Origin of the sequence: Pseudomonas sp. MWU15-20650, from assembly GCF_023242475.1 — a bacterium.
Classification (GTDB): Bacteria; Pseudomonadota; Gammaproteobacteria; order Pseudomonadales; family Pseudomonadaceae; genus Aquipseudomonas.
The window spans coordinates 256,313-270,713 of the sequence record NZ_JALJFG010000001.1 but is presented as its reverse complement, the minus strand read 5'-3'; the positions used below and the strand labels follow the sequence as shown (position 1 = coordinate 270,713).

The 14,401-nt window shown below is 60.2% G+C and carries 11 protein-coding genes; 3 read left to right on the top strand and 8 right to left on the bottom strand.

The window, feature by feature from the left end; all coding sequences use genetic code 11:
- Positions 1–4: 4 nt before the first annotated feature.
- From phoB to M5B43_RS01190, 3 genes are all read left to right on the top strand, one after another.
- The gene (gene phoB / locus M5B43_RS01200; protein WP_003176964.1) at positions 5–694 is read left to right on the top strand and encodes a phosphate regulon transcriptional regulator PhoB; all 690 of its coding nucleotides are present in this window, start codon (positions 5–7) and stop codon (positions 692–694) included.
- A 133-nt stretch (positions 695–827) separates the two neighbouring features.
- Positions 828–2,114 (top strand): phosphate regulon sensor histidine kinase PhoR, encoded by a 1,287-nt coding sequence (gene phoR / locus M5B43_RS01195; RefSeq protein ID WP_248748532.1) that lies wholly within the window; start codon positions 828–830, stop codon positions 2,112–2,114.
- Between the two features lie 269 nt (positions 2,115–2,383).
- Positions 2,384–3,724 carry a hemolysin family protein gene (locus M5B43_RS01190; protein ID WP_248748421.1) on the top strand — a complete coding sequence of 447 codons (1,341 nt, stop codon included), beginning with the start codon at positions 2,384–2,386 and terminating at the stop codon, positions 3,722–3,724.
- Positions 3,725–3,728: 4 nt separating this feature from the next.
- Here M5B43_RS01190 and M5B43_RS01185 read toward each other — a convergent pair whose 3' ends face one another.
- The 8 genes from M5B43_RS01185 to M5B43_RS01150 all read right to left on the bottom strand — a co-directional run bounded on the left by M5B43_RS01185 (position 3,729) and on the right by M5B43_RS01150 (position 14,153).
- The gene (locus M5B43_RS01185) at positions 3,729–4,391 is read right to left on the bottom strand and encodes a peptidoglycan DD-metalloendopeptidase family protein (protein ID WP_248748420.1); all 663 of its coding nucleotides are present in this window, start codon (positions 4,389–4,391) and stop codon (positions 3,729–3,731) included.
- Positions 4,392–4,518: 127 nt separating this feature from the next.
- Positions 4,519–5,424: a response regulator gene (locus M5B43_RS01180; RefSeq protein ID WP_248748419.1), complete on the bottom strand. Its 906-nt coding sequence runs from the start codon at positions 5,422–5,424 to the stop codon at positions 4,519–4,521.
- Positions 5,425–5,592: 168 nt separating this feature from the next.
- Complete coding sequence (phoU, locus tag M5B43_RS01175; RefSeq protein WP_248748418.1) at positions 5,593–6,354, bottom strand: phosphate signaling complex protein PhoU; 762 nt, start codon at positions 6,352–6,354, stop codon at positions 5,593–5,595.
- Positions 6,355–6,469: 115 nt separating this feature from the next.
- Entirely contained in the window at positions 6,470–7,303 is an 834-nt protein-coding gene (gene pstB, locus M5B43_RS01170) for a phosphate ABC transporter ATP-binding protein PstB (protein WP_134659483.1), read from the bottom strand.
- Between the two features lie 130 nt (positions 7,304–7,433).
- Positions 7,434–9,104 carry a phosphate ABC transporter permease PstA gene (pstA, locus tag M5B43_RS01165; RefSeq protein ID WP_248748417.1) on the bottom strand — a complete coding sequence of 557 codons (1,671 nt, stop codon included), beginning with the start codon at positions 9,102–9,104 and terminating at the stop codon, positions 7,434–7,436.
- A 15-nt stretch (positions 9,105–9,119) separates the two neighbouring features.
- Complete coding sequence (locus M5B43_RS01160; RefSeq protein ID WP_248748531.1) at positions 9,120–11,153, bottom strand: ABC transporter permease subunit; 2,034 nt, start codon at positions 11,151–11,153, stop codon at positions 9,120–9,122.
- A 429-nt stretch (positions 11,154–11,582) separates the two neighbouring features.
- Complete coding sequence (locus M5B43_RS01155) at positions 11,583–12,572, bottom strand: phosphate ABC transporter substrate-binding protein PstS (protein WP_248748416.1); 990 nt, start codon at positions 12,570–12,572, stop codon at positions 11,583–11,585.
- Positions 12,573–12,863: 291 nt separating this feature from the next.
- The gene (locus M5B43_RS01150) at positions 12,864–14,153 is read right to left on the bottom strand and encodes an MFS transporter (RefSeq protein ID WP_248748415.1); all 1,290 of its coding nucleotides are present in this window, start codon (positions 14,151–14,153) and stop codon (positions 12,864–12,866) included.
- Between the last annotated feature and the right edge of the window lie 248 nt (positions 14,154–14,401).

The window sequence follows — 14,401 nt, the reverse complement described above, 5'->3', positions numbered from 1 at the left end:
AGGCATGGTTGGCAGGAGCATTCTGATCGTTGACGACGAAGCGCCCATTCGCGAAATGATCGCCGTTGCGTTGGAAATGGCCGGCTATGACTGCCTGGAGGCGGAGAACTCCCAGCAGGCCCATGCCATTATCGTCGACCGTAAACCGGACCTGATCCTGCTCGACTGGATGCTGCCCGGCACCTCCGGTATCGAACTGGCCCGCCGCCTCAAACGTGACGAGCTGACCGGGGACATCCCGATCATCATGCTCACCGCCAAGGGCGAAGAGGACAACAAGATCCAGGGCCTGGAAGTCGGTGCCGATGACTACATCACCAAGCCCTTTTCCCCACGTGAACTGGTCGCGCGCCTCAAAGCCGTGCTGCGTCGCGCAGGCCCGACTGATGGTGAGGCGCCCATCGAAGTCGGCGGCCTGCTGCTGGACCCGATCAGCCACCGCGTGACCATCGACGGCAAACCCGCCGAGATGGGCCCGACCGAATACCGCCTGCTGCAATTTTTCATGACCCATCAGGAACGCGCCTACACCCGTGGCCAGTTGCTCGACCAAGTGTGGGGCGGCAATGTCTATGTAGAAGAGCGCACCGTTGACGTGCATATCCGCCGACTGCGCAAAGCCTTGGGCGATGCGTACGAGAATCTGGTACAAACCGTGCGCGGCACCGGCTATCGGTTTTCAACCAAAGGTTGAGCTATAAGCAACCAGCCACAAGCCGCAAGTTAAAAGCGGGACTGCTTAAGCTTGGAGCTTGCAGCTTGAAACTTGAAACTGCTCCGAAGGACGCACCTTGAACCAAAACTGGCATGGCACCCTGATCCGCCACATGCTTGTGTTGATCACCGGCTGCCTGCTGGTGGGCCTGATCAGCGGCTATTACGGCTGGAGCCTGGCCGTCGGCATTGGCCTGTATCTGGGCTGGACCCTCAAACAATTGCTTCGCCTGCATGAATGGCTGCGCCAGCACAAACCCGACGAAGCACCACCCGACGGCTATGGCCTGTGGGGCGAGGTGTTCGACAGCATCTACCACCTGCAACGCCGCGACCAACGGGTACGCGGGCGCCTGCAAGCGGTGATCGACCGGGTGCAGGAATCCACCGCCGCGCTCAAAGACGCGGTGATCATGCTCGACAGCGACGGCAACCTGGAATGGTGGAACCGCGCCGCCGAGACCCTGCTGGGCCTGAAGACGCCCCAGGACAGTGGCCAGCCGGTGACCAACCTGGTGCGCCACCCGCGTTTCAAGGAGTATTTCGAGCAGGACAACTACGAAGAAGCCCTGGAAATCCCCTCGCCTACCAACGACCGCGTGCGCATCCAGCTGTACCTGACGCGCTACGGCAATAACGAGCACCTGATGCTGGTGCGTGATGTGACCCGCATCCACCAGTTGGAGCAGATGCGCAAAGACTTCGTCGCCAACGTCTCCCATGAATTGCGCACACCGCTGACGGTGATCTGCGGCTACCTGGAAACGTTGCTGGACAACGTTGACGAGATCAACCCGCGCTGGAGCCGTGCCCTGCAGCAGATGCAACAGCAAGGCTCACGCATGCAGACCCTGCTCAACGACCTGCTGTTGCTGGCCAAGCTTGAGGCCACCGATTACCCGTCGGATAACCACCCGGTGGCGGTGCAAAGCCTGTTGCAGACCATCAAGAACGACGCCCAGGCCCTCTCCGGCCAGCGCGGCCAGCAAATCACCCTGGAAGCCGACCCGCTGGTACTGCTCAAGGGCAGCGAAGGCGAGTTGCGCAGTGCGTTTTCCAACCTGGTGTTCAACGCCGTGAAGTACACCCAGGACAAGGGCAATATCCGCATCCGCTGGTGGGCCGACGAGCATGGCGCGCACCTGAGTGTGCAGGACTCGGGTATCGGTATCGACGCCAAGCACCTGCCACGCCTGACCGAACGCTTCTACCGCGTCGACTCCAGCCGCAACTCCAACACCGGCGGCACCGGGCTGGGCCTGGCGATCGTCAAGCATGTGCTGCTGCGCCATCGGGCCCGCCTGGAAATCAGCAGCGTGCTGGGGCACGGCAGCACCTTTACCTGCCACTTTCCTACGACGCAGGTGACCCGCTCGCGGCTCGTGGGAAACGATGAATAACTCAAACACAGCACAAAACCCAATGTGGGAAGGGACCTGCTCCCGACGGCGGTGTACCCGCATCAGCTGTGCTGACTGACACACGGCTATCGGGAGCAAGCCCCCTCCCACATTTGGACTTGCCGTGTTTTAGAGGCCGCATTTCAGCCCCGCCTGGCAGCGAGTACTAGGCAAGCGCCCCGTCAGCCGCTACATTGGCCGACTTGTGCCTGCCTTTCAGGCCCACCTGTCACCCCTTATTGAACACACGGAACCTGCACAACCCCATCATGGACCCTTCCCCTGGTATTACCCTCGCGACACTCTTCGCCGATTTCGGCATGATTCTTTTTGCACTGATCCTGGTACTGCTCAACGGCTTCTTCGTTGCGGCGGAATTTGCCATGGTCAAATTGCGCGCCACCCGGGTCGAGTCCATCGCCCACAAAAACGGCTGGCGCGGGCAGATCCTGCGCACCGTGCACAGCCAGCTCGACGCCTACCTGTCGGCCTGCCAACTGGGTATCACCCTGGCCTCGCTGGGCCTGGGTTGGGTCGGTGAGCCGGCCTTTGCGCACATCCTCGAACCGTTACTGGACGCTGTGGGCGTGCAATCGCCCGAAGTGATCAAGGGCGTGTCGTTCTTTGCCGCCTTTTTCGTGATCTCCTACCTGCACATCGTCGTCGGTGAGCTGGCGCCCAAGTCCTGGGCCATTCGCAAGCCCGAGCTGCTGTCGCTGTGGACGGCAGTGCCGCTGTACCTGTTCTACTGGGCGATGTACCCGGCCATCTACCTGCTCAACGCCAGCGCCAACGCCATTCTGCGCATCGCCGGCCAAGGCGAGCCTGGCCCCCACCACGAACACCATTACAGCCGCGAAGAACTCAAGCTGATCCTGCACTCCAGCCGCGGCCAGGACCCGAGCGACCAAGGCATGCGTGTACTGGCCTCCGCCGTGGAAATGGGCGAGCTGGAAGTAGTGGACTGGGCCAATTCCCGGGAAGACCTGGTGACCCTGGACTTCAACGCCCCGCTCAAGGAAATCCTCGCGCTGTTCCGTCGTCATAAATTCAGCCGCTACCCGGTGTATGACGCGGTGCGTAACGAGTTTGTGGGCCTGCTGCACATCAAGGACCTGTTGCTGGAATTGGCGGCGCTGGACCATATCCCCGAATCGTTCAACCTGGCCGAGCTGACCCGCCCGCTGGAGCGCGTGTCGCGGCATATGCCGTTGTCGCAACTGCTGGAGCAGTTCCGCAAAGGCGGCGCGCACTTCGCCCTGGTGGAGGAAGCCGACGGTAAGGTCATCGGCTACCTGACGATGGAAGACGTGCTGGAAGTACTGGTCGGCGATATCCAGGACGAACACCGCAAGGCCGAACGCGGCATCCTGGCCTACCAGCCGGGCAAGCTGCTGGTACGAGGTGATACGCCGCTGTTCAAGGTTGAACGCCTGCTGGGCGTGGACCTGGACCATATCGAAGCCGAAACCCTGGCCGGCTTGATCTACGACACCCTCAAGCGGGTGCCGGAAGAGGAAGAGGTACTGGAGGTCGAAGGCTTGCGGATCATCATCAAGAAGATGAAAGGGCCGAAGATCGTGCTGGCCAAGGTCCTGTTGCTGGACTGACGCCTCAATTGCCCAACGCAAAGTTGGGCAATGTGCCGACCGGCTGGTTGAACTCATATGGGATCGAGACCAGCCCCGCCTCGGAAACCTGTTGCACCACGAAGTGCAAATGCGGCCCGCTGCTGTTGCCGGTATTGCCCGACAATGCCAGCGGGCTGCCCACCGCCACACGCTGCCCCACCCGGACACTCACCGAACCTTGCTTGAGGTGCAGATACACGCCCTCGGTGCCGTCATCGTGGCGTACCCGCACGAAATTCCCTGACGCGTCGCCGCCGCGTCCGGCCTGCCTATTCTCGGTCTTGACCACCGTGCCGCTCCTCGCCGCAATGATCGGCGTGCCTTCGGGCATGGCGATATCCCTGGCGTAGCGACTCTTGGTATCGGTGTGACTGAAACTGCCGTTGGGGCCTTGGGTCAGCCGGAAAGGGCCACCGCGCCAGGGTAACGGGTAGCGGTAGGCTTGCTGAGGGTAAGGGGCTTTGGGCCTCTGGAGTATCGGACGCTCGACCTTGCGCTCCTGGATCACGAACGCCTGGGCGCCAGGGGTTTGCTGGTCGCTGAAAAACACCCTGCCATTGGCATCGGTGGATTTGTAGAGGGTCATGGCCTGGGCCGCAGTCGCGACCGCAGCCAGTACGCAACACAGCAATAGACGCGTGAGCATGGCGCAAACCTGCCGGGATGACTGAGCGTCAAGCTAGCAGCCGATCATGACAACTGTGTAGGTCGCAATGAAGAACCAGTTCGGGAGGGACACCCCCTCCCACATCTGTCAGGCATCGCTTTGAGGCTTACGCACCCGGCACAAAATGCTTCTGCGCCGTCCCGCGGGCAATCAGCCGCGAAATGTAGTCCATCTTCTGCGCATCCTGGTCGATAAAGCGGAAGGTCAGTTGCAGCCAGTCGCTGTCAGGCTTGGGTTCGTAGGCAACGATAGCGTGCAGGTAGCCGTTGAGACGCGCGACTTCGGCATTGTCGCCCTGCTCAAGGTCCAACACGGCGCTTTCCAGTACCTGAGGCAGGACTTCGCCACGGCGTACCACCAGCAGCGCTTCCTTGATGCTCAACGCCTTGATCACGCATTGCTGGGTGCCACTGGACAGGCGCAGCTGGCCCTGACCACGACCGCCGGCTGGCGCGGCCGCAGGTGCCGCTACGGGTGGGTTGTTGAGCAGACCTTTGCTGGGTGCCGCCGCCACCGGGGCCGGGGCCGGCTTGACCGCCTCAGGCTTGCCACCGGTCAGGGCGCTCAAGGAATCGTTGCCAAAGGCCGAATTCATCTTGGTTGGCGCACTGGCGATCAGTGCATCCAGGCGGCCAACCTTGTGCAGGGCCTGCTTGACCTTGTTCAGCAACTGTTCGTTGGTGAATGGCTTGCTGACGTAACCGGAAACGCCAGCCTGGATAGCCTGCACCACGTTTTCCTTGTCGCCACGGCTGGTCACCATCACAAATGGCATGGCCTTCAGGTGGGCCTGCTCACGGCACCAGGTCAACAGCTCCAGACCGGACATCTCCGGCATTTCCCAGTCACACAGCACCAGGTCGAAGGTTTCGCGCATCAGGATGGATTGCGCCTTTTTGCCGTTCACCGCATCTTCGATCTTGATCCCAGGGAAGTAATTGCGCAGGCACTTCTTCACCAAGTCGCGAATAAACGAGGCGTCATCCACCACCAACACACTGACTTTACTCATCGACCCTTCATCCTATAAAAACTTCGGCACGCAAAACGCCTGACTGATGGCATTTTGCCAAAACTCGGTAGTCACAGAAGGACTTTCTGACGCCTTCCGCGCAAAAAATTCAGATGCCGTAAACGAAAACGCCCGGCCAGAGGCCGGGCGTTAATTTCTCGGGCAACCTTACTTATCGTCAGATTCGTCCGGAACATTAGGGATTAGATCCGCCGTGCCTTCAACTTCGGCTTTCATGCGCTTGAGGCCCATGTGTCTTACGTCGGTGCCGCGCACCAGATAGATCACCAATTCCGAGATATTGCGCGCGTGGTCGCCGATACGTTCCAGGGAACGCAGCACCCAAATGATGTTCAAGACCCGCGAGATAGAGCGCGGGTCTTCCATCATGTAGGTGGCCAACTCACGCAGTGCGGTCTTGTATTCGCGGTCAATGATCTTGTCGTACTGGGCGACCGACAGCGCCAATTCAGCGTCAAAGCGAGCAAACGCGTCGAGGGCATCACGCACCATGTTGCGCACCTGATCACCGATGTGACGCACTTCCACGTAACCGCGCGGCGCTTCGCCTTCTTCGCACAACTGGATGGCGCGGCGAGCGATCTTGGTGGCTTCGTCGCCGATACGCTCCAGGTCGATCACCGACTTGGAAATGCTGATGATCAAACGCAAGTCGGACGCCGCCGGCTGGCGACGGGCAAGAATGCGCAGGCATTCTTCGTCGATGTTGCGTTCCATCTGGTTGATCTGGTCATCGATCTCGCGCACTTGCTGGGCCAAGCCCGAGTCGGCCTCGATCAGCGCTGTGACCGCGTCGTTGACTTGCTTTTCCACCAGCCCGCCCATCGCCAGGAGGTGGCTGCGCACTTCCTCAAGTTCGGCGTTGAATTGCGCGGAGATGTGATGGGTAAGGCCTTCTTTGCTAATCATGGGTTTGCTCCGCAAAAGCTGTAAGCCGCAAGCTATAAGCTGCAAGCTGATGTGTGTCGTTCCGTTGAACTGCTCTTACTTGCCGCTTGAAACTTGCGGCTTGCAGCTGCTCCAACTAGCCATAACGACCGGTGATGTAGTCTTCGGTCTGCTTCTTCGCTGGATTGGTGAACAAGGTATCGGTATCGCCGAACTCCACCAGCTTGCCCATGTACATGAACGCGGTGTAGTCGGAAACCCGCGCCGCCTGTTGCATGTTGTGGGTCACGATAACAATGGTGAACTTGGACTTGAGCTCGTAGATCAGCTCTTCGACTTTCAGTGTCGAGATCGGGTCAAGGGCCGAGCACGGTTCGTCGAGCAGCAAGACTTCCGGCTCCACGGCGATGGTACGGGCAATCACCAGACGCTGCTGTTGGCCACCGGACAAGCCGAGCGCCGAGTCGTGCAGGCGGTCTTTGACCTCATCCCATAGCGCTGCGCCCTTCAAGGCCCACTCAACCGCTTCGTCGAGGATGCGTTTTTTGTTGATGCCCTGGATACGCAGGCCGTAGACCACGTTTTCATAGATGGTCTTGGGAAACGGGTTGGGTTTCTGGAACACCATGCCCACGCGGCGACGCAGCTCAGCCACATCCTCGCCTTTACGGTAGATGTTGCTGCCATAGAGGTTGATCGCACCCTCTACGCGGCAACCGTCAACCAGGTCGTTCATGCGGTTGAAGGTACGCAGCAGAGTGGACTTGCCGCAGCCGGACGGGCCGATGAAGGCGGTCACGCGCTGCTTGGGAATGTTCATGCTGACGTCAAACAGCGCCTGCTTTTCACCGTAGTACAGGCTCAGGCCCGGTACTTCGATGGCCACAGTTTCCTGGGCCAGGCTCAGGCTTTGCTTGTCACGACCCAGGGCAGACATGTTGATGCCGTGGGTATGGGTTTCGTGTTGCATGGGATGCTCCCTGTGCTACCAATTCGTGTTGTTGAACCGCCGGGGGCGGTTTACTCAAATTCTGCGTATATCGTGGTCTAGTGTCGGAGGGGGCTTGCCCCCTCCCACATTGAGTCCGCGTTTACTTCAATTAACTGTCCAGCGCCTTGTACTTTTCGCGCAGGTGGTTACGAATCCACACCGCCGAGAGGTTCAACGTGGCGATCACCAGTACCAGCAGCAGCGCAGTGGCGTACACCAGCGGGCGTGCGGCTTCGACGTTGGGGCTCTGGAAGCCGACGTCATAGATATGGAAGCCCAGGTGCATGATCTTCTGGTCCAGGTGCAAGTACGGGTAGTTGCCATCCAGCGGCAGCGACGGCGCCAGCTTCACCACACCCACCAACATCAGCGGCGCCACTTCACCGGCGGCACGCGCCACGGCGAGGATCATGCCGGTCATCATCGCCGGGCTGGCCATCGGCAGCACGATCTTCCACAGCGTTTCCGCCTTGGTCGCGCCAAGCGCCAGGGAGCCTTCACGCACGGTGCGAGGAATCCGCGCCAGGCCTTCTTCGGTGGCCACGATCACCACCGGCACCGCCAGCAGCGCCAGGGTCAGCGAGGCCCAGAGCAGGCCCGGGGTACCAAAGGTCGGTGCCGGCAGGGCTTCGGCGAAGAACAGGCGGTCTACCGAGCCACCCAGTACATACACGAAGAAGCCCAGGCCAAACACGCCGTAAACGATGGCCGGTACACCCGCCAGGTTGTTCACGGCGATACGAATCACCCGGGTCAGCGTGTTCTGCTTGGCGTATTCACGCAGGTACACCGCCGCCAGGACACCAAACGGGGTCACGATCATCGCCATGATCAGGGTCATCATCACGGTGCCGAAGATGGCAGGGAAGATCCCGCCTTCCGTGTTGGCTTCACGCGGGTCATCGCTGAGGAATTCCCAGACCTTGCTGAAGTAGAAGCCGATCTTGGTCATCGTGCCCATGGCGTTCGGCTGGTAGGCGTGCACCACTTTGCCAATGCCGATTTCCACTTCCTTACCGTTGGCATCGCGAGCGGTCAGGCTGTCGCGATTGAACTGGGTGTGCAGGTCCGCCAGGCGCGCTTCAACGTCCTTGTAACGGTTGTTCAGCGCGACGCGGTCACTTTCCATATCCGCCTGCGCGGTGGCGTCAAGCTTGCCTTCCAGCTCCAGCTTGCGACCGTGCAGGCGAATACGCTCCAGCCCGGCGTTGATTGCGCCGATGTCGGTTTTTTCCAGGCTCTTGAGCTGGGCAGCCAGCTTGTTGACGCGGTCGACGCGGGCTTGCAACTCAGGCCACGCAGCCTCGCCCTCGGCAATCACCTTGCCATCCTGCTTGACGTTGACCAGGGTGCCGTAGAAATTGCCCCACTCGCGACGTTCGATCGTCATCAGGTTCAAAGGCTTGGTCTGATCCTTCAACCACTCGCCCACGATCCAGGTGAAGTCGTTGCCATTGAGGTCGCGGTTGCCGACCTTGATCAGCTCGCGGGTCATGAATTCCGGGCCTTGGTCCGGCACCGGCAGGCCCGCGCTTTTCAGGCGCTCGCGGGGCACTTCTTCCTTCTGCACCACTTCGCCGATGACGATATGGTTTTCCTGGCCCGGCACGTTGTAGTTGGCCTGGATCAGGTCAGCCGGCCAGAAGTGGCCCAAACCACGCACCGCAATCACGGCCAGCAAACCAATGGTCATGATGACCGCGATGGACACCGCGCCACCGCTGATCCAGACGCCGGGGGCGCCGCTCTTGAACCATCCATTCAGGGAGTTCTGTTTCACAGACTTCTACCTTTCTTAAAGCGACGAGTATTTCTTGCGCAGACGCTGACGAATCAGCTCGGCGAGGGTGTTCATGATGAAGGTGAACAACAGCAGCACCAGCGCCGAGAGGAACAGCACGCGGTAGTGACTGCCGCCCACTTCCGACTCGGGCATTTCCACCGCGACGTTGGCCGCCAGTGTGCGCAAGCCTTCGAACAGGTTCATCTCCATCACCGGCGTGTTACCGGTGGCCATCAGCACGATCATGGTTTCACCCACTGCACGGCCCATGCCGATCATCAGCGCCGAGAAAATCCCCGGGCTGGCGGTCAGGATGACCACGCGGGTCATGGTCTGCCAAGGCGTGGCGCCCAGAGCCAGGGAGCCCAGGGTCAGGCCGCGCGGCACGCTGAACACGGCGTCTTCGGCGATGGAGTAGATGTTCGGGATGACCGCAAAGCCCATGGCCAGGCCGACGACCAGTGCGTTGCGTTGGTCGTAGGTAATGCCCAGGTCGTGGGAGATCCACATGCGCATATCGCCACCGAAGAACCAGGTCTCCAGGTACGGGCTCATGTACAGCGACAGCCAGCCCACGAACAGGATCACCGGAATCAGGATCGCGCTTTCCCAACCGTCCGGCACACGCAGGCGCAGGGACTCGGGCAGGCGACTGAACACAAACCCGGCGACCAGAATGCCAATCGGCAGGAGCATCAGCAGGCTGAAAATGCCCGGTAGATGCCCTTCGACATACGGCGCCAGGAACAGGCCCGCGAAGAAACCAAGGATCACCGTCGGCATGGCTTCCATCAGCTCGATCACCGGCTTGACCTTGCGACGCAGGCTCGGGGCCATGAAGTACGCGGTGTAGATCGCAGCGGCAACGGCCAAAGGCGCGGCCAGCAGCATGGCGTAGAACGCCGCCTTCAGCGTACCGAAGGTCAGCGGCGCCAGGCTCATCTTGGGTTCGAAGTCGGTGTTGGCGGCGGTCGATTGCCAGACGTACTTAGGCTCGTCGTAGTTTTCGTACCAGACCTTGCTCCACAACGCGCTCCAGGAAACTTCCGGGTGCGGGTTGTCCAGCAGCAGCGGTTGCAGCTTGCCGCCAGCCTCGACGATCACGCGGTTGGCCCGTGGCGACAGACCAAACACGCCCTGGCCCTCCACGACCGGGTCAACCAGCAGGGTACGGTGCGCGGTGCTGTGGAATACGCCGAACTTGCCAGACGCGTCGAGCGCGGTGAAACCCTTGCGACGCTCTTCAGCGGTGATTTCGACGATCGGCGCAGTGCCCATCTGGAAGGTACGGATCTGCTTGAGACGCTGCTCACCATCCGGGTCACGGGCCATGAACCACTGGGCCAGGCCGCCCTTGGAGTTACCGACGATCAGCGAGATACCACCCACCAGCTGGGTACTGGCGGTGATCTCAGCGGCGCCGTCTTCCAACAACTTGTAGCGACCGTTAAGGCTCTTGTCGCGCAAGCTGAACACATCGGCAAGGGCGCGACCGTTGATCACGTACAGCCACTGCTGGCGTGGGTCGATGAAGATCGCCTTCACCGGCTCGGTCATTTGCGGCAGCTCGATACGCTTCTGCTCGCTGGTGACTTCGCCGGTCATCATGTTTTCTTCGCGGCTCAGGGCCAGCACGTTCAGGTACGAGCCGGCCGAGCCTGCTACCACCAGCGAAGAGTCGGTGGCGTTAAGGGCGACGTGCTCCAGCGGGCGACCCGCGTCATCCAGCACGATCGGCGTTTCGCCGTAAGGGTATTCAATGGCCGGGGTAATGGTTTTCTTGCCGTCCGGGTACGACACCTTATAGGTGTGGCGGAACACCAGGGACTGGCCATTGGACAACCCAAGGATCACCAGCGGGCTGCCCGGTTGGTCTCTGCCAATGGACACCACCTGGCTGCCTGCCGGTAGCGGCAAGTCGACACGCGAAAGCTCGGCACCGGTACCCACATCAAAGAACAGCGCCTGGCCTTTGTCGGAAACCCGCATGGCGACTTGGTTCTGTTCTTCGAGGGAGATCATCAACGGCTTGCCGGCGTCCTGGATCCAGGCGGGCGTGAGCGCGTCTTCCTTGGTCAGCGAGGCACCTTGGAACAGGGGCGCGACGACATAGGCAAGGAAGAAGAAAATCAGGGTGATGGCGCCGAGGACGGCGAGACCGCCGATCAACACGTACCAACGGGTCAGGCGATCTTTGAGCGCGCGAATGCGGCGCTTGCGTTGCAGCTCAGGCGTATTGAAATCAATGCGCTTGGGAGGAGAAGTCGTCGTCATGGTGGAATTGGCCAGATCATTCATGCGCACACCCTAGCGATCCTGTATGACAGAAAGATGACAATGCAGTGACGCAAGAAATCCGCCGCGTAGCATGGCTGGCAGCGGATTAAAAATTAGGAGGCGAGGTCCAGGTCTTACAGACCCCGCCTGGGCCTTGAACCGTGGAGTGAGCCCGGTTCAAGGCAGCTTACCGAAGGCTTACTTGCCGCCTTCTTTCAAACCCAGGTCAGCCAGGGCCTTGGCGGCAACTTTGGCAGGCAGTGGGATGTAGCCGTCTTTCACAACCACTTCCTGACCCTGTTTGGACAGGACCAGTTTCACGAACTCAGCTTCCAGCGGGGCCAGTGGCTTGTTCGGGGCTTTGTTGACGTACACGTAGAGGAAACGCGACAGCGGGTATTTGCCGTTCAGGGCGTTTTCTTCGCTGTCTTCGATGAAGTCAGTGCTGCCTTTCTTGGCCAGGGCGACGGTCTTCACGCTTGCAGTCTTGTAGCCGATGCCCGAGTAACCGATGCCGTTCAGCGAGGAGCTGATCGACTGCACGACCGAAGCCGAGCCAGGTTGTTCGTTCACGTTTGGCTTGTAGTCGCCTTTGCACAGGGCTTCTTCTTTGAAGTAGCCGTAGGTGCCGGATACCGAGTTACGACCGAACAGTTGAACAGGCTTGTTGGCCAGGTCGCCGGTCACACCCAGGTCGCCCCAGGTTTTTACGTCGGCTTTAGCGCCGCACAGGCGAGTCGAAGAGAAGATCGCGTCGACTTGTTCCATGGTCAGGTGCTGGATCGGGTTGTCCTTGTGCACGAACACCGCCAGGGCATCCACAGCCACCGGGATAGCGGTTGGCTTGTAACCGTACTTCTGCTCGAAGGCAGCCAGTTCGGTGTCCTTCATCTTGCGGCTCATCGGGCCCAGGTTGGAGGTGCCTTCAGTCAGCGCAGGTGGAGCGGTAGCGGAGCCGGCGGCCTGAATCTGGATGTTGACGTTCGGGTATTCCTTTTTGTAACCCTCAGCCCACAAGGTCATCAGGTTTGCCAGGGTATCGGAACCAACGCTGGACAGGTTGCCCGACACACCAGTGGTCTTCACGTAAGCCGCAATTGCCGGGTCAACACCAGCGGCTACCGCGTTAGCGGTCGCAACGCCAGCAGCGACAAAAGTCATTGCCGCCATCAAACGTTTCAGTTTCATGCCTTACTCCTAGCAGATAGGGATAGTTGGATCGGGGCCAAGTATCGGTAGGCCGTGTGAACACTCTATGTCTGGAATATGACAATTAGATGAAAGGCCAGCATTTGTGAAAAACCTGACAGAAAGGAGAAACATCAATAAAACCGGGGCTTGCGAGGAGGTTGAAGCGCTTGAAGCGGTGTTTCAGAAACACTCTGTAATCTATGACTCTTCCTACATACCTATGTGCGTAGCGCTCCCGCTTTTTTGGGGGCCGCTGAGCGACCCAGCGGGAGCAAGGTTATAGGAGCATTAACGCCCGCGCTTCCACAGGTACGCGCCCACCAACATCCCCATCACACACAGCACGGCGACATAGTAGGCCGGGCCCATCGGGCTCTCCTTCATCAGCAGCGATACCGCCAACGGCGTGAGGCCACCAAAAATGGCGTAGGCAACGTTATAGGAGAACGACAACCCGCTGAACCGCACCACCGGTGGGAAAGCCTTGACCATCACGTAAGGCACGACCCCGATGGTGCCGACAAACAAGCCGGTCAGGGCATAGAGCGAGAACAGCCAGTCCGGGTGATCAACCAGGCTGTGATACAGCGTCCAGGAACTGGCCAGCAGCAACAGGCACCCGATGACCAGCACGCGGCCCGCGCCGAAGCGATCGGCCAGCGCTCCGCAAGCGACGCAACCCAGGCTGAGGGTGACAATGGCCAGGCTGTTGGCTTTGAGCGCAACAGTCGGGCTGAAGTGGTAGACCGTTTGCAGCACCGTAGGGGTCATCAGGATAACCACCACAATCGCGGCCGAGAGCAGCCAGGTCAGCAGCATCGACAACACAATCGCGCCACGGTGATCACGCAATACCGCGCGCAATGGCAGTTCGGCAGCCAAGGTTTTGCGTTGCTGCATTTCGGCAAAGATCGGCGTTTCATGCAGCCAGCGGCGCAGGTACACCGACAGCAGGCCGAATACGCCGCCGAGCAGGAACGGAATCCGCCAGGCGTAATCCGACACCTGCTCAGGGCTATAAATAGTATTGATGGCCGTGGCCACCAGTGAACCCAGCAGGATACCGGCGGTGAGGCCGCTGGTCAGGCTGCCGCAGGCGTAGCCAATGTGACGCGGTGGCACGTGTTCGGAGACGAATACCCAGGCACCCGGCACTTCGCCGCCAATCGCCGCGCCCTGGATCACACGCATCAGCAGCAACAGGATCGGCGCCCACAAGCCGATCTGTGCGTAGGTCGGCAGCAGGCCCATGATCAGGGTCGGCACGGCCATCATGAAGATGCTCAAGGTGAACATTTTCTTGCGCCCCAGCAGGTCCCCGAAGTGCGCCATGATGATGCCGCCCAAAGGACGTGCGAGGTAGCCGGCGGCAAAAATCCCGAAGGTCTGCACCATGCGCAGCCACTCAGGCATGTCGGCAGGGAAGAACAGTTTTCCGACCACGGTGGCGAAAAACACGAAAATGATGAAATCGTAGAACTCCAGCGCCCCGCCCAAGGCAGACAGCGACAGGGTTTTGTAGTCGTTGCGGGTCAGCGGGCGCGAAGGTTGCGCACTGCTTGCGGGCACGGAGGACATGGCAGGGCTTCTCTTATAGTCATCATAACGGCAAGCCTGGGCTTGCGGCAGGCTTGGCAAGATAGCAAATCGCTTGAAAAAGCACAGCGCCAAGCGAATAGCCGTTCCAATGCGCGAAATATGCCCCGTTCCCGGGCTTTCACCGCAATCAGAAGCACAGTTGCGTAAAAAAGCCGCATTACAGCCGCGATTTGCCGACCAAATGAGTGCGGGGAGGTCGTCGTCGCGACAGCGTCTCGATATACTCG